14 protein-coding genes are annotated in these 15,618 nt (G+C 61.0%); 1 reads left to right on the top strand and 13 read right to left on the bottom strand.

Annotation, left to right across the window (positions count from 1 at the left end):
- Window positions 1-2: 2 nt before the first annotated feature.
- The 12 genes from CAG25_RS12870 to CAG25_RS12815 form a co-directional block, all read right to left on the bottom strand.
- Window positions 3-791, bottom strand: a complete 789-nt coding sequence (locus tag CAG25_RS12870) for a ParA family protein (protein WP_011333076.1) — start codon at window positions 789-791, stop codon at window positions 3-5.
- Between the two features lie 43 nt (window positions 792-834).
- On the bottom strand, window positions 835-1,725 hold the full coding sequence (motD, locus tag CAG25_RS12865; protein ID WP_011333075.1) for a flagellar motor protein MotD: 891 nt from the start codon (window positions 1,723-1,725) through the stop codon (window positions 835-837).
- 12 nt (window positions 1,726-1,737) lie between these two features.
- Window positions 1,738-2,478, bottom strand: a complete 741-nt coding sequence (locus CAG25_RS12860; RefSeq protein WP_064600715.1) for a flagellar motor protein — start codon at window positions 2,476-2,478, stop codon at window positions 1,738-1,740.
- Window positions 2,478-3,614, bottom strand: a complete 1,137-nt coding sequence (locus CAG25_RS12855) for a chemotaxis response regulator protein-glutamate methylesterase (protein ID WP_085611520.1) — start codon at window positions 3,612-3,614, stop codon at window positions 2,478-2,480. Before CAG25_RS12855 ends, CAG25_RS12860 begins: the two co-directional genes overlap by 1 nt.
- A gap of 49 nt (window positions 3,615-3,663) precedes the next feature.
- Window positions 3,664-5,934, bottom strand: coding sequence for a chemotaxis protein CheA (locus CAG25_RS12850; RefSeq protein ID WP_085611521.1), 2,271 nt, complete (start codon window positions 5,932-5,934; stop codon window positions 3,664-3,666).
- Window positions 5,935-5,988: 54 nt separating this feature from the next.
- The gene (locus CAG25_RS12845) at window positions 5,989-6,777 is read right to left on the bottom strand and encodes a protein phosphatase CheZ (RefSeq protein ID WP_011333071.1); all 789 of its coding nucleotides are present in this window, start codon (window positions 6,775-6,777) and stop codon (window positions 5,989-5,991) included.
- 18 nt (window positions 6,778-6,795) lie between these two features.
- Complete coding sequence (locus CAG25_RS12840; RefSeq protein WP_003183998.1) at window positions 6,796-7,167, bottom strand: chemotaxis response regulator CheY; 372 nt, start codon at window positions 7,165-7,167, stop codon at window positions 6,796-6,798.
- Between the two features lie 167 nt (window positions 7,168-7,334).
- A complete protein-coding gene (gene fliA, locus CAG25_RS12835) occupies window positions 7,335-8,075 on the bottom strand; it encodes an RNA polymerase sigma factor FliA (protein WP_007951959.1) in 741 nt (246 codons plus the stop codon).
- A complete protein-coding gene (gene fleN, locus CAG25_RS12830; RefSeq protein WP_003222917.1) occupies window positions 8,072-8,902 on the bottom strand; it encodes a flagellar synthesis regulator FleN in 831 nt (276 codons plus the stop codon). The genes fliA and fleN overlap by 4 nt, the downstream gene beginning before the upstream one ends.
- Window positions 8,903-9,015: 113 nt before the next feature.
- Window positions 9,016-10,356, bottom strand: coding sequence for a flagellar biosynthesis protein FlhF (flhF, locus tag CAG25_RS12825; protein ID WP_064594406.1), 1,341 nt, complete (start codon window positions 10,354-10,356; stop codon window positions 9,016-9,018).
- An 11-nt stretch (window positions 10,357-10,367) separates the two neighbouring features.
- Window positions 10,368-12,497 (bottom strand): flagellar biosynthesis protein FlhA, encoded by a 2,130-nt coding sequence (flhA, locus tag CAG25_RS12820; protein WP_085611522.1) that lies wholly within the window; start codon window positions 12,495-12,497, stop codon window positions 10,368-10,370.
- A gap of 186 nt (window positions 12,498-12,683) precedes the next feature.
- Entirely contained in the window at window positions 12,684-13,352 is a 669-nt protein-coding gene (locus CAG25_RS12815) for a hypothetical protein (RefSeq protein ID WP_085611523.1), read from the bottom strand.
- Between the two features lie 526 nt (window positions 13,353-13,878).
- On the opposite strand from CAG25_RS12815, the gene CAG25_RS12810 reads away from it, so the two are divergent.
- Window positions 13,879-14,253: a DUF6124 family protein gene (locus CAG25_RS12810; RefSeq protein ID WP_085611524.1), complete on the top strand. Its 375-nt coding sequence runs from the start codon at window positions 13,879-13,881 to the stop codon at window positions 14,251-14,253.
- Between the two features lie 225 nt (window positions 14,254-14,478).
- Here the strand turns inward: CAG25_RS12810 and flhB are convergent, their stop codons facing one another.
- The gene (gene flhB / locus CAG25_RS12805; RefSeq protein WP_074687541.1) at window positions 14,479-15,618 is read right to left on the bottom strand and encodes a flagellar biosynthesis protein FlhB; all 1,140 of its coding nucleotides are present in this window, start codon (window positions 15,616-15,618) and stop codon (window positions 14,479-14,481) included.

The raw sequence follows: 15,618 nt of genomic DNA, 5'->3' as shown, positions 1-15,618 counted from the left end.
GCTCAAGCCACCTGCGGAACGAGTTGCTGCGCCAGCAGATGCTTGAGCAGCGCGCGGTAAGCCAGCACGCCACGGCTCTTGCCGTCGAACTGCGAAGGGGTGACACCGGCACGACTGGCGTCGCGCAGACGGGTATCGACCGGGATGTAACCCTGCCAGATCTCGTCGGGGAATTTGTCGCGCAGCACGCGCAAGGTGCCCATCGACGCCTGGGTGCGGCGGTCGAACAGGGTCGGCACGATGCTGAACGGCAGCGCCTGTTTGCGTGAGCGGTTGATCATCGCCAGGGTGTTGACCATGCGCTCCAGGCCTTTGACGGCCAGGTGCTCGGTCTGCACCGGGATCACCAGTTGCTGACTGGCGGCCAGCGCGTTGACCATCAGCACGCCGAGCAATGGCGGGCTGTCGATGATCGCGTAATCGAAGTCCTGCCACAGCTGCGCCAGACTCTTGGCGATCACCAGACCCAGGCCACTCTGCCCTGGCGACTGGCGCTCGAGGGTGGCCAGCGCGGTGCTCGACGGCAACAGGGAAATGCGTTCATCGCTGGTCGACAACAGCAGCTGGCCCGGCAGGCCTTGCGGCACGCCGCCCTTGTGCAGAAACAGGTCGTAGTTGCTGTGTTCCAGGCTGTCGGGGTCGTAACCGAAATAGCTGGTCATCGAGCCGTGCGGATCGAGATCGACCACGACCACGCGCTTGCCCGCCTCTGCCAGCAAACCGGCTAAAGCGATGGAAGAAGTGGTTTTACCAACACCACCCTTTTGATTGGCGACTGCCCAGACTCTCATTCGGATCGTTCCTCCCGGCCGGGATACTCGGCCGAGACATGGTTCAGCGTATTAATGCGGGCGACGGAGAATTGACGGCACTCTCGCGTCCCGGCGTCTTGACCGGGGTCGGTGCAGTTTGTGTGCCAGCACGCTTCAACGCGGCATCCGGTTGCGCATGAGCGGTTCCGGTGCCGGTGAGGCTGCGGCGCACATCGAGATTGCGCGACACCACCAGCACCACACGACGGTTTTTCGCCCGGCCTTCAGCGGTGGCGTTGTTGGCCACCGGCTGGAATTCGCCGTAGCCCACCGAAGCCAAGCGGCCAGGATTCACACCCTGCATCGCCAGCATGCGCACGATGCTCGCCGAACGCGCCGAGGACAGCTCCCAGTTGGTCGGGTACTGCGCGGTGCGGATCGGTTGATCGTCGGTGAAGCCTTCGACGTGAATCGGGTTGTCGAACGGTTTGAGGATCGCCGCGACCTTGTCGATGATGTTGAACGCGATGTCGCTCGGCATCGCATCACCACTGCCGAACAACAGGCTGGAGTTGAGTTCGATCTCGACCCACAGCTCGTTGCCGCGCACGGTCATCTGGTTTGAGGAGATCAGGTCGCCGAACGCAGCGCTGATGTCATCGGCGATGCTTTTCAGCGGATCGCTGGCTCCGGCGATACCGGCATCGACCTGTTCGGCGTCCTTGACCAGCGGCTTGGCCGGGGTCACGGTCTTCGGTCGTTCTTCACCGATCGGAATCGGCTTGAGCGCGCGGTCGGAGTCGGTGAAGACCCCGATCAGCGCTTCGGAGATGATCTTGTATTTGCCTTCGTTGATCGACGAGATGGAGTACATCACCACGAAAAAGGCAAAGAGCAAGGTGATGAAGTCGGCGTAGGAAACCAGCCAGCGTTCATGGTTTACGTGCTCTTCATGCTGGCGACGACGTGCCATGAGGTCAGTCCCTTAATCCATGAAGCCCTGAAGCTTCAACTCGATGGAGCGTGGGTTTTCACCTTCAGCGATCGACAAAATACCTTCCAACAACATTTCGCGATAACGCGACTGTCGCAACGCGATTGACTTGAGCTTGGCGGCAACGGGCAACAGGATCAGGTTGGCACTGGCCACACCGTAGATGGTGGCGACGAACGCCACCGCAATCCCGTTACCCAGTTGCGACGGATCGGCCAGATTGCCCATCACGTGGATCAGGCCCATTACCGCACCGATGATGCCGATGGTCGGCGCGTAGCCGCCCATGCTTTCAAACACTTTGGCCGCTTCGACATCGCGGGCTTCCTGAGTGTAGAAATCCACTTCGAGGATGCTGCGGATCGCTTCCGGCTCGGCGCCGTCGACCAGCAGTTGCAGGCCCTTGCGCGAGTAGGCGTCGGGCTCGGCATCCGCCACGCCTTCCAGACCCAGCAGGCCTTCCTTGCGGGCGGTGAGGCTCCAGTTGACTACGCGGTCGATGCCGCCGGCCAGGTCCACCCGCGGCGGGAAAAAGATCCAGGCCAGAATCTGCATGGCGCGCTTGAACGCGCTCATCGGCGATTGCAGCAGCGCGGCACCGACGGTGCCACCGAGCACGATCAGCGCCGCCGGGCCGTTGGCCAGCGCGCCGAGGTGACCACCTTCCAGGTAGTTGCCGCCGATGATGGCGACGAACGCCATGATGATCCCGATAAGGCTTAGAACATCCATCAGACGCATGCCTCGACGATGTGCTTGCCGATATCGTCCAGACTGTACACCGCGTCGGCGAGGTCAGCTTTGACGATGGCCATCGGCATGCCGTAGATCACGCAACTGGCTTCGTCCTGAGCCCAGACCGTGCTGCCGCCCTGCTTGAGCAGTCGTGCACCTTCACGGCCGTCGGCGCCCATGCCGGTCAGTACCACCGCCAGAACTTTGTCACTGTAGGATTTGGCTGCGGAACCGAAAGTGATGTCCACGCACGGCTTGTAGTTCAGACGTTCGTCGCCCGGCAGGATTTTCACCGCGCCACGGCCGTCGATCATCATCTGCTTGCCACCCGGTGCCAGCAGCGCCAGGCCCGGACGCAGGATGTCACCATCCTCGGCTTCCTTGACGCTGATGCGGCACAGCTTGTCCAGACGCTCGGCGAAGGCCTTGGTGAAGGCCGCCGGCATGTGCTGGATCAGCACGATCGGCGCCGGGAAGCTGGCCGGCAACTGGGTCAGGACCCGTTGCAGCGCGACCGGGCCGCCAGTCGATGTACCGATGGCGACGAGTTTGTAGTTCTTGCGTTTCGGCGCCGGCGACGAAGCGCTGGCCGCTGGCGCGCGAGTCGGTGCCGGCGCAGGTGCCGGACGGGCCGGAGCGCTGCTGTGACTGCTGAAGCTCGACGGTGCAGGAGCAGCCGGCGCAGGCGTCGGTGCAGCGGCAGGCGCCGGCGCACTGTAGGCACTGAAACGACGGTTGCTGCGCGAGATGCTGTGAACCTTCTCGCACAGCAGTTGCTTGACCTTCTCCGGGTTGCGGGAGATGTCTTCGAAATTCTTCGGCAGGAAATCCACCGCGCCGGCATCCAGCGCATCCAGGGTCACCCGGGCGCCTTCGTGCGTCAGCGAGGAGAACATCAACACCGGCGTCGGGCAGCGCTGCATGATGTGCCGCACGGCCGTGATGCCATCCATCATCGGCATCTCGTAGTCCATGGTGATCACGTCCGGCTTGAGGGCCAGGGCCTGATCGATCGCCTCTTTACCGTTGGTTGCCGTGCCGACAACCTGGATGCTCGGATCCGATGAAAGAATTTCCGAGACGCGGCGGCGGAAAAAACCCGAATCGTCCACCACCAGGACTTTGACTGCCATAAACACTCCATTAGGTGCGGCGGGACGTTGTCGCCCCGCCACCCCGGATTCAAATACGCCGTGCGGCGTAACGCTTGAGCATGCTCGGAACATCGAGAATCAGTGCAATGCGGCCGTCACCGGTGATGGTGGCGCCGGACATGCCTGGAGTTCCCTGGAGCATCTTGCCCAATGGCTTGATGACCACTTCTTCCTGGCCGACCAGTTGATCGACGACGAAGCCGATCCGCTGGGTGCCCACCGAAAGGATCACCACATGGCCTTCGCGCTGCTCTTCGTGAGCGGCGGAGCTGACCAGCCAGCGCTTGAGGTAGAACAATGGCAGCGCCTTGTCCCGCACGATCACCACTTCCTGACCATCCACCACGTTGGTGGTCGACAGGTCGAGGTGGAAGATTTCGTTGACGTTCACCAGCGGGAACGCGAACGCCTGATTGCCGAGCATCACCATCAGGGTCGGCATGATCGCCAGCGTCAGCGGCACCTTGATGACGATCTTCGAGCCCTGGCCCTTGGTCGAGTAGATGTTGATCGAACCGTTGAGCTGGGAAATCTTGGTCTTCACCACGTCCATGCCGACACCGCGGCCGGACACATCGGAGATCTCGGTCTTGGTCGAGAAACCCGGGGCGAAAATCAGGTTGTAGCACTCGGTGTCGCTCAGGCGATCGGCGGCATCCTTGTCCATCACACCGCGTTTCACGGCGATGGCACGCAGGACGTTCGGGTCCATGCCTTTGCCGTCGTCGGAGATCGACAGCAGGATGTGGTCGCCTTCCTGCTCGGCCGCCAGGATCACCTTGCCGCCACGGGCCTTGCCCGAGGCTTCGCGTTCTTCCGGCGACTCGATGCCGTGGTCGACCGCGTTGCGCACCAAGTGGACCAGCGGGTCGGCCAGGGCCTCGACGAGGTTCTTGTCGAGGTCGGTCTCTTCGCCCACCAGTTCCAGGTTGATCTCTTTCTTGAGCTGGCGTGCCAGGTCGCGAACCAGACGCGGGAAGCGGCCGAAGACTTTCTTGATCGGCTGCATCCGGGTCTTCATGACGGCGGTCTGCAAGTCGGCAGTGACCACGTCGAGGTTCGACACAGCCTTCTGCATCGACTCGTCGCCGCTGTTCAGGCCCAGACGCACCAGACGGTTACGTACCAGCACCAGCTCGCCGACCATGTTCATGATTTCGTCGAGACGCGCGGTATCAACGCGAACGGTGGTTTCGGCTTCGCTCGCCGGTTTTTCCGGTGGAGGGCTCGCCGGAGCACGGGCCGGAGCCGGTGCAGCAGCGGCGGCTGGCTTGGCCGGTTCAGCTTTCGGCTCAGGCGCTTTCGCAGCAGGTTTTGCCGCGGCGGCCGGGGCCTTCGCAGCAGGCGTTGCAACAGCCGAAGCATTGCCAGCAGTCACGACCGCACCGGTGGCGACGTCAGTGAATTTGCCTTTGCCATGCAGATCGTCGAGCAGCGATTCGAACTCGTGGTCGCTGATCAGATCGCTACCGGCCGCAGCGGCTGCCGGAGCAGCCGGCGCAGGCACCGAAGCAATCGCCGACTCCAGCGCATCGACGGCAAAGTTGCCCTTGCCGTGCAACTGATCGAGCAAGGCTTCGAATTCGTCGTCGGTAATGTCCGAGCTGTCGCCCGCCGCCGGGGCAGCAGGTGCAGCGGCCGCCGGAGCTACGGCGTCGGCCGCGAACTGGCCTTTGCCATGCAACTGGTCGAGCAGCGACTCGAACTCGGCGTCGGTGATTTCATCGCTGGCCGCTTCGGTGGAAGCAGGCGCAGCGGCAGCCGCCGGGGCTTCGGCTTCGGCCTTGACGGCGTTCAGCGAGTCCAGCAACTGTTCAAATTCGTTATCGGTGATGTCGCCCGAATCGCCTTCGACGACCAGCTCTTCGATCATCTCGGCAACCGGCGAAGCCGGGGCTTCATCCGCCGATTGCGGTTCGGCCAGACGCGCCAGGGCAGCCAGCAGTTCCGGGGTGGCGGCGGTGATCGGGCTGCGATCGCGGACTTCGCTGAACATGCTGTTCACCGCGTCCAGCGCTTCGAGCACCACGTCCATCAGTTCTGCATCGACGCGTCGTTCACCCTTGCGCAGGATGTCGAACACGTTTTCGGCGATGTGACAGCACTCCACCAGCTCGTTGAGCTGAAGGAAGCCGGCGCCCCCTTTTACAGTGTGGAAACCGCGAAAAATTGCGTTGAGCAGATCTGCGTCATCCGGGCGGCTTTCCAGCTCGACCAGTTGTTCGGACAGTTGCTCAAGAATCTCGCCGGCCTCAACCAGGAAATCCTGAAGGATCTCTTCATCGGCGCCGAAGCTCATTAATGGGGTGCTCCTACAGGTCTAAAAACCCAAAAAACCTATAATTCCAAAACTCTAGAATCCAAGGCTGGATAACAAATCGTCCACATCGTCCTGACCGGACACAACGTCTTCTCGTTTATCGGCATGAATCTGCGGACCTTCACCCTGCGAGAGATGTTTTTGTGGATCTTTTTCAGCAAGCATCGCCGCACGGTCATGTTCGATGCCCGCAAAGCGGTCCACCTGGCTGGCCATGAGCACGAGCTTGAGCAGGTTGCTTTCGACTTCGGTGACCAATTGGGTCACGCGCTTGATCACCTGGCCGGTGAGGTCCTGGTAATCCTGGGCGAGCAGAATGTCATTCAGATTGCTCGACACCGCGCGGTTGTCCGCGCTGCTGCGTGCCAGAAAACCGTCGACCCGGCGCGCCAGTTCACGGAACTCTTCAGCCCCGACCTCACGACGCATGAAACGGCCCCAATCGGCGCTCAAGGCCTGGGCTTCGTCAGCCAGGCCATTGACCACAGGGGTCGCGCTTTCCACCAGATCCATGGTGCGGTTGGCGGCAGCTTCGGTCAGTTTGACCACGTAGCCCAGGCGCTCGGTAGCGTCGGTAATCTGCGACACTTCCTCAGCCTGCGGCATGTGCGGATCGATCTGGAAATTGACGATCGCACTGTGCAGTTCACGTGTGAGCTTGCCCACTTCCTGGTACAGGCCACGGTCACGGGTCTGATTGAGCTCATGGATCAGTTGCACCGCGTCGCCGAACTTGCCTTTTTCAAGGCTTTCGACCAGTTCGACCGCGTGTTTTTTCAGGGTCGACTCAAAATCGCCCTGTGAAGATTCGTTATGCTCCATAGCTCCCCCGCGCGTTCATCAGCCGATGCGTTCGAAAATCTTCTCGATTTTTTCTTTCAACGCCTGGGCCGTGAAAGGTTTGACCACATAGCCGTTCACGCCGGCCTGGGCCGCCTCGATGATCTGCTCGCGCTTGGCTTCAGCGGTCACCATCAGCACCGGCAGGTGCTTGAGCTTTTCATCGGCGCGCACGTGGCGCAGCAGGTCGATACCGGTCATGCCGGGCATGTTCCAGTCGGTCACCAGAAAGTCGATGCTGCCGCTGTTGAGCACCGGAATGGCAGTGGTGCCATCGTCGGCTTCAACGGTGTTGGTGAACCCCAGATCACGCAACAGGTTCTTGATGATCCGCCGCATCGTTGAGAAGTCATCAACGATGAGGATTTTCATGTCTTTGTTCAATTCGACCTCCAAGCAGTCTTAAACGCGCCCAGCACCTGGACGCGCCATTTCAATCAATCCGGCAAAACACTCGATGACTGTCTGGAGCACAACAGATCGAGACCGGTGCCGTTCACCACCGCACCAGCCTCGTTCGCAGTGTCCCCACACTGCCTTCAGCGCGCTCGCCACTCCCCCAAACGCCCCCGCAAGCGGGCCGCGCACTGGCTGTGTAACTGGCTGACCCGCGATTCACTGACGCCAAGGACTTCACCGATCTCCTTGAGGTTCAGCTCTTCGTCGTAGTACAGCGCCAACACCAGTCGCTCACGCTCCGGCAAATTGGCAATCGCGTCCGCCAGCGCGGCCTGGAAACGTTCGTCTTCCAGATCGCGCGACGGCTCCAGATGAGCACTGGCGCCATCCTCGTGCAGCCCTTCGTGTTCGCCGTCCTGCAACAGGTCGTCGAAACTGAACAGCCGGCTGCCCAGGGTGTCGTTCAAAATCCCGTAGTAATCGTCGAGACTCAATTGGAGTTCGGCCGCAACTTCGTGATCTTTAGCGTCACGGCCGGTTTTAGCTTCAATCGAGCGAATTGCGTCGCTGACCATACGGGTGTTGCGGTGAACCGAGCGCGGTGCCCAATCCCCTTTTCGGACTTCATCGAGCATCGCACCGCGGATCCGGATGCCCGCGTACGTTTCAAAACTGGCGCCCTTGCTGGCGTCGTATTTGGTCGAGACTTCGAGCAGGCCGATCATCCCGGCCTGGATCAGGTCTTCGACTTGCACACTGGCCGGCAATCGCGCCAGCAAGTGGTAGGCGATGCGTTTGACCAGTGGCGCGTAACGCTCGATCAGCTCGTACTGCGCGTCACGCGCCGACTTTTTGTAAAGGTTCATACCGCTGGCGGTCATAGCACAGGTCCTGCCGTTTGCTGCACGAGGCGCTCGACGAAAAATTCGAGGTGGCCGCGCGGGTTGGCGGGCAGCGGCCAGGTGTCGACCTTCTGTGCGATCGCCTTGAACGCCAGCGCGCACTTGGAACGCGGGAAGGCTTCATAGACCGCACGCTGCTTCTGCACCGCCTTGCGCACGCTTTCGTCGTAAGGCACCGCACCGACGTATTGTAGGGCGACGTCCAGGAAGCGATCCGTGACCTTGGTCAACTTGGCGAACAGATTGCGACCTTCCTGCGGGCTCTGGGCCATGTTGGCCAGGACGCGGAAGCGGTTCATGCCGTAGTCGCGGTTGAGCAGTTTGATCAGCGCGTAAGCGTCGGTGATCGAGGTCGGCTCGTCGCAGACCACCAGCAACACTTCCTGGGCTGCGCGAACGAAACTGACTACCGAGTCACCAATACCCGCAGCGGTATCGATCACCAGCACGTCGAGGTTGTCGCCGATGTCGCTGAACGCCTGGATCAGGCCGGCATGCTGGGCCGGGCTCAGGTGAACCATGCTCTGGGTGCCGGAAGCGGCCGGCACGATGCGGATCCCGCCGGGGCCTTGCAACAGCACGTCGCGCAGCTCGCAGCGGCCTTCGATCACGTCGGCCAGGGTACGTTTGGGGGTGAGGCCCAGCAGAACGTCGACGTTCGCCAGCCCCAGGTCGGCGTCCAGCAGCATGACCCGACGGCCAAGCTCTGCCAGCGCCAGGGACAAGTTCACTGACACATTAGTCTTGCCGACGCCACCTTTGCCGCCGGTCACCGCGATCACCTGTACGGGATGCATGCTGCCCATGTTATTTCTTTACCTTGTCTTGCATAGACGGAGGCCACATTACTGGCTGCGCGTTCACAACCGGAACAATGCATGGCAGACCATCGATGTAGGTACAAAAACGGTTCATTACCTCAGCCAACCTGCTTGGTCGGACTGTGGTAGATATCAGCGAACATGTCAGCCATGGCTTCTTCGCTGGGTTCTTCCTGCATTTGCACACTGACGGCGCGGCTGACCAGTTGATGACGGCGCGGCAGATGCAGATCATCCGGAATACGCGGCCCATCGGTCAGGTAGGCGACCGGCAGTTCGTGACTGATCGCCAGGCTCAGCACTTCGCCAAGGCTGGCCGTCTCATCCAGTTTAGTCAGGATGCAGCCGGCGAGCCCGCAACGCTTGTAACTGTGATACGCGGCGGTTAGAACCTGTTTCTGGCTGGTGGTTGCCAGCACCAGATAATTTTTCGACCGAATGCCACGACCGGCCAGGCTTTCCAGCTGCATGCGCAGGGCCGGATCGCTGGCTTGCAGGCCGGCGGTATCGATCAGCACCACGCGCTTGCGCAGCAGTGGATCCAGCGCCTGCACCAGGGACTGGCCCGGATCGACGTGGGTCACCGACACATTGAGGATGCGACCCAAAGTCTTGAGCTGCTCCTGCGCGCCGATACGGAAACTGTCCATACTCACCAGCGCGATGTTCTGCGCGCCGTACTTGAGCACGTAGCGGGCGGCCAGTTTGGCCAGGGTGGTGGTCTTGCCCATGCCGGCCGGGCCGACCATGGCAATCACCCCACCCTCTTCCAACGGCTCGACTTCCGGTACGGCAATCATTCGTGCCAGGTGCGCCAGCAACATGCGCCAGGCCTGACGCGGTTCGTCGATCTCGGTGATCATCGACAGCAGATCGCGGGACAACGGGCCGGACAAACCGATGCGTTGCAGACGACGGTACAGATTGGCCTGAGCCGGACGGCTGCCTTGCAGCTGGTTCCAGGCCAGGGTGCCGAGTTGCACTTCCATCAGTTCGCGCAGGCTGTTGAGCTCGAAGCGCATCGAGTCCAGTGCACGCGGGTCGACGCCAGCGGCGGCCGGTGCAGGCGCCGGGGCTGGGCGGGCCGGCGCCTCGTAAGTGGGTTCGGTCAGGGGTTCGGCAGCGGTCAGCGGCAGGCCGGCCGTCAACGGCAGCCCGGCGAACAACTGGCGATTGGTGTTGCCGTCGGCTTCGCCACGCAGGCTCAGTTCGGCCTGGGCGGTGACGATGCGCGACTGGGTCTTGCGCAGCTCATCCTCGAGTTCCATGTTCGGAACGCGCGGGGCCAGCGCCGACAGTTTGTAATCGAGCGCCGCCGTCAGCTCGACGCCGCCGGCGATGCGGCGGTTGCCAATGATGGCGGCATCAGCGCCCAGCTCATCACGAACCAGCTTCATGGCCTGACGCATATCGGCGGCGAAAAAACGCTTAACTTGCATAAACCACTACCTCAGCCGTTGGGCCCTACTGTCGCAACGATGGTCACTTGCTTGTTGTCCGGAATTTCCTGGTAGGCCAGCACGTGCAGTCCGGGAACTGCCAGGCGACCGAAGCGCGAGAGCATCGCGCGTACCGGGCCTGCTACCAACAGGATCACCGGCTGACCTTGCATTTCCTGGCGCTGCGCCGCTTCGATCAGCGAACGCTGCAGCTTCTCGGCCATGCTCGGCTCCAGCAGAACGCCCTCTTCCGAGCCTTGTCCTGCCTTCTGCAGACTATTGAGCAATATTTGTTCCAACCTTGGCTCCAGCGTGATAACTGGCAGCTCCGACTCAGTCCCTACAATGCTTTGGACGATGGCGCGAGATACGCCGACCCGCACAGCGGCCACCAAAGCGGCGGTATCTTGACTCTTGGCGGCATTGTTGGCGATGGCTTCGGCAATGCTGCGGATATCGCGCACCGGCACGTGTTCGGCCAGCAACGCCTGCAATACTTTGAGCAACTGCGACAGCGTGACCACGCCCGGCACCAGCTCTTCAGCCAGTTTCGGCGAGCTCTTGGCCAGCAATTGCATCAATTGCTGCACTTCTTCGTGGCCGATCAGCTCGCTGGAGTGCTTGTACAGAATCTGGTTCAAGTGAGTCGCAACCACGGTGCTGGCATCGACCACGGTGTAACCGAGCGATTGCGCCTGCGCGCGCTGGCTGACTTCGATCCACACCGCCTCCAGGCCGAAAGCCGGATCTTTGGCGGTAATGCCGTTGAGCGAGCCGTAGACCTGACCCGGGTTGATCGCCAGTTCGCGATCCGGGTAGATCTCGGCTTCGGCCAGGATCACGCCCATCAGGGTCAGGCGATAGGCGCTCGGCGCCAGGTCGAGGTTGTCGCGGATGTGCACGGTCGGCATCAAAAAGCCCAGATCCTGCGAGAGCTTCTTGCGCACGCCCTTGATCCGCGCCAGCAATTGCCCGCCCTGGTTGCGGTCCACCAACGGAATCAGGCGGTAGCCGACTTCCAGGCCGATCATGTCGATCGGAGTCACGTCGTCCCAGCCCAGCTCCTTGGTTTCCATGGCGCGGGCCGGCGACGGCAGCAGTTCCTGCTGGCGCTTGACCTCTTCCAGCGCGATGACCTTGGCCACGTTCTGCTTCTTCCAGAACAGGTAAGCGCCACCGGCCGCCAGTGCAGCCATGGTCAGGAACGAGAAGTGCGGCATGCCCGGCACCAGGCCCATGACCGCCATCAGACCGGCAGCCACCGCCAGCGCTTTGGGCGAGGCGAACATCTGCCGATTGATCTGCTTGCCCATGTCTTCCGAACCGGAAGCACGGGTCACCATGATCGCCGCCGCTGTAGATAACAACAGTGATGGCAATTGCGCCACTAAACCGTCACCGATGGTCAGCAAGGCGTAAACCTTGCCGGCGTCGGCGAAAGTCATGTTGTGCTGGAAGATACCGACGGCCATGCCGCCGATGAGGTTGATGAACAGAATCAGCAGGCCGGCGATGGCGTCACCGCGCACGAACTTGCTGGCACCGTCCATCGAACCGTAGAACTCCGCCTCCTGGGCCACTTCCTGACGACGGGCCTTGGCCTGGGCCTGATCGATCAGACCGGCGTTGAGGTCGGCGTCAATCGCCATTTGCTTACCGGGCATCGCGTCGAGGGTGAAACGCGCGCTGACCTCGGAGATCCGGCCCGCACCCTTGGTCACCACGACGAAGTTGATGATCATCAAGATCGCGAAGACCACGATACCGACCACGTAGTTACCGCCGATCACCACCTCACCGAAGGCCTGAATCACCTTACCGGCAGCGGCGTGGCCGTCCTGACCGTGGAGCATCACCACCCGCGTCGACGCCACGTTCAGCGCCAGTCGCAACAGCGTCGCTACCAGCAGGATCGTCGGGAACACCGCAAAATCCAGCGGCCGCAAGGCGTACACGCAGACCAGCAGCACGACGATCGACAGGGCAATGTTGAAGGTGAAGAACACGTCGAGCAGGAACGGCGGCACCGGCAACATCATCATCGCCAGCATGACCAGCAGCAACAGCGGCACACCCAGATTGCCTCGACTGAGGTCGGCAACGTTTGTGCGAGCAGTGTTGAATAACTGAGTGCGATCCACCGGTTTTCCCCGTTCCTTTAAAGCAAACTTTTGACGCCCGAAGCAGGCGCACGGCGGCTACTGCAAGAAGCCTTCCAACTTTTGCCAAGGCTTGAAACAGAGGGGTGATGAATGCACAAAGGGGCGGCACGCACGTCGTGCGCCCGCCCCTGTTCAGCGATGTTCACTGAGATGAATTCCCGATAGTCAACTGGCTACCAGAATGTGCGCCGAAGTGATCGGTCCGAAAGAGAGGGCTGCATTATCCAGATAGCGCGCGCCCCTGAACACGCTGTGACCACCAACATCGACAACGTCCTCCTCCGTATACATCAGTACCACCATGGTGACAGGCGCGACATCAGTGGACTTCGCATGACCTTCCATCAGATTCAATGCCCATTCGAAACGCATGAATGGCAGGTCGCTGATTTCAATCGGAGGAGCCCCCGCATCCAGCCGAAAGTACTGCCGCGTCGTGATGCGCAATTGGTTGCCGACCACCGTGAACGAGGGTTTTCCATATCGTTGCTCTACGGGCCCGCCATCACTCGCCCATTGGTCCATGTAGTAACCAGGGTCGGTGAAGAGAGCGAACAACGACGGGTTATCGCTGATATTACCGGCCGCACCAAAGAAGTAGTTGTAGGAGTAGTGATACGCAAACCCGGCCAGTTCAGGCCGAATCGCATTGATGGGCTTATCCAGATAATTCGCAATGAACTGATTAGCCATGACCAGAAAGTTGAGAAAGTCCAGCTTCAGGTCGAACGTCGCCTCATAGAAGATGGCCCGCTCGTCTGCGTCCCTTTCCAGTTTCCCTGAAACGAACTCCATCTCCATGCCCGGCAGTTTTCGGTAAACGCGCCTTGTCATGTTCTATCCCCGATTTCAAGTGAATGAGTTATCAACCACTGCGTTCGCGGAGTGCGAATAGGCAACGGCGTGAATTCCGGATTTATAAGGCGCCCGGGCACAACACGCGTCTACTGTCAGAACTAACAGGTCGCGGGACGTTTCAGACCGACGGCACCCATTGTCTTTTAAACTCTGGCGTTTAAAAGACACCTCAAGACACGCCTTTGAGGCTACGAATCCTTGCGCCATTGCCTACGGCTACGCCAGAATCCGCCGGCTTGTGCGCTGTGGGGTCGGGTTCTATTGTGGGTCGGTCGCTGACGAATCAGCGATCGGGTTTAGCGACTCGGTTCGAATTAAAGGTGCACCAGCGTTCCAGGCTTCGTTGCGGATCTGTATGTCTGCAATTTCGTTATGGTGGCTGTATGCGGGAGACCCTTGCGGTCTGCCGGGTGCCTTTGACCGGTTCGCTAACCTGCGTACAGCCGCCACCCTTCCTGTTTAGCGACTGGATTTGGCGGCTCCACCCCAAAGGAGCTTCACCATGATCAAACCAACACCCAACCCGCCCGAAACCGACCCCGCCTCGCCCTACGAATCCGTCGATTCCAGAAAACTTCACGAAGCCGCCGACCGCGCCCTCGATCACTATCTCTGCCCGCCCGGCTCCAGGCCACCACCGCGCAAAACCCGCAGAATGTACGCCGTCACCGCGGACTTCAAAAACGAAGAACTGCTGGCCGATGCCTGCGAAACCCTGGCCTCAGCCAGGACCATCGTCAATGACTTCACCCATCTCATGCCCGCCTCCCAGCGCCGGACGCTGGTGGGGATTGCGCAACTGATCATGCTCGGTGAGCTGGCAGTGAATCGGGTGTTGGATAATCTGGAAATACCGCCGTCGCAGACTTCCGCGTAAAGGCTTGATAGATGTGCCGTGGCGATTGACGCCTTCGCGGGCAAGCCCGCTCCCACAGGTTTGGCGTCGCTCGGAAAATATGAGCACACCACAAATCACTGTGGGAGCGGCGGTGCGACGATTCGACTTGCCCGCGAAAGCGACCGCACAAGCAACACAGGTCATCAGGCATGAAAAAACCGCCACCAGTTTCAACCGGAGGCGGTTTTTTTTACTTCATCAGCATCAGGAATCGCGCCGCAGATCCGGCGGGATCGGCAGATCGTCCTTGAGCGGTTCCGGGAATTTGCCCTTGCCCGCGCGGTGCTGGCGGATCTGGTAGACGTAGGCCAGGACCTGAGCGACCGCCAGGTACAGGCCACCGGGGATTTCTTCTTCCAGCTCCGTGGAGTAGTAGATGGAACGCGCCAAGGCTGGCGATTCGAGGAGCATGACGTTGTTGGCCACGGCGATTTCGCGGATCTTCAGCGCCAGGAAGTCGCTGCCCTTGGCCAGCAGCATTGGCGCCCCGCCCTTCTCGGCGTCGTACTTGAGCGCCACCGCGTAGTGGGTCGGGTTGGTGATGACCACGTCGGCATCCGGGATCGCCGCCATCATCCGGCGCTGCGACATCTCGCGCTGGAGCTGGCGGATGCGCTGCTTGACCTCTGGCCGACCTTCCTGGTCCTTGTGCTCGTCGCGCACTTCCTGCTTGGTCATCTTGAGCTTTTTGATGCTCTCCCAGATCTGCACGGGCACGTCGACGGCGGCGATGATGATCAACCCGCAGGCCAGCCACAGGGAACTCCAGCCCACCAGTTGCAAGCTGTGGATGATCGCCCGGTCCAGCGGCTCGTGAGCGATGCGCAGCAGGTCGTCGATGTCCGAATTGAGTACCACCAGCGCCACACCCAAGGTGATGAGAAACTTGGCCAGCGCCTTGAGCAACTCGACCACGGCCTTCATCGAGAACATCCGCTTGAGGCCTGCCGCCGGGTTCATCCGGCTGAACTTGGGGGCCAGCGAACCGGCGGCGAACAGCCAGCCGCCCAGCGCGATCGGCCCGAGGAAAGCGGCCAGCAACAGGGTGATCATGATCGGCTGTATCGCCAGCAACGCCTGCAATCCGCTGCTCATCAGGAACGTCGCCATGGAGCGCTCGTCCATGATCACTTCCCGCGACAGCGTGAAGTTCTGGCGCATCAGGTCCATCAAATCCTGCGCCAGCATCCCGCCAAAGATCAGCAGTGCGGCAGAGCCGGCGAGCATGATCGCCAGGGTGTTGAGCTCCTTGGAACGGGCAATCTCACCCTTTTCCCGGGAGTCCTTTTTGCGCTTCTCCGTGGGGTCTTCTGTTTTGTCCTGACCGCTTTCGCTCTCAGCCAT

It is taken from the genome of Pseudomonas sp. B16(2017), from assembly GCF_002113205.1.
In the GTDB taxonomy this organism is placed as follows: Bacteria; Pseudomonadota; Gammaproteobacteria; order Pseudomonadales; family Pseudomonadaceae; genus Aquipseudomonas; species Aquipseudomonas pharyngis.
This window is presented reverse-complemented; position numbering and strand designations above follow the sequence as displayed.

Coding starts and splice junctions, on each gene's coding strand:
- flhF (WP_064594406.1), bottom strand. CDS start 10,356: ATGCAAGTTAAGCGTTTTTTCGCCGCCGATATGCGTCAGGCCATGAAG.
- CAG25_RS12850 (WP_085611521.1), bottom strand. CDS start 5,934: ATGAGCTTCGGCGCCGATGAAGAGATCCTTCAGGATTTCCTGGTTGAG.
- CAG25_RS12845 (WP_011333071.1), bottom strand. CDS start 6,777: ATGGAGCATAACGAATCTTCACAGGGCGATTTTGAGTCGACCCTGAAA.
- CAG25_RS12840 (WP_003183998.1), bottom strand. CDS start 7,167: ATGAAAATCCTCATCGTTGATGACTTCTCAACGATGCGGCGGATCATC.
- flhB (WP_074687541.1), bottom strand. CDS start 15,618: ATGGCTGAGAGCGAAAGCGGTCAGGACAAAACAGAAGACCCCACGGAG.
- CAG25_RS12870 (WP_011333076.1), bottom strand. CDS start 791: ATGAGAGTCTGGGCAGTCGCCAATCAAAAGGGTGGTGTTGGTAAAACC.
- CAG25_RS12815 (WP_085611523.1), bottom strand. CDS start 13,352: ATGACAAGGCGCGTTTACCGAAAACTGCCGGGCATGGAGATGGAGTTC.
- CAG25_RS12810 (WP_085611524.1), top strand. CDS start 13,879: ATGATCAAACCAACACCCAACCCGCCCGAAACCGACCCCGCCTCGCCC.
- fleN (WP_003222917.1), bottom strand. CDS start 8,902: ATGGGCAGCATGCATCCCGTACAGGTGATCGCGGTGACCGGCGGCAAA.
- motD (WP_011333075.1), bottom strand. CDS start 1,725: ATGGCACGTCGTCGCCAGCATGAAGAGCACGTAAACCATGAACGCTGG.
- CAG25_RS12860 (WP_064600715.1), bottom strand. CDS start 2,478: ATGGATGTTCTAAGCCTTATCGGGATCATCATGGCGTTCGTCGCCATC.
- CAG25_RS12855 (WP_085611520.1), bottom strand. CDS start 3,614: ATGGCAGTCAAAGTCCTGGTGGTGGACGATTCGGGTTTTTTCCGCCGC.
- fliA (WP_007951959.1), bottom strand. CDS start 8,075: ATGACCGCCAGCGGTATGAACCTTTACAAAAAGTCGGCGCGTGACGCG.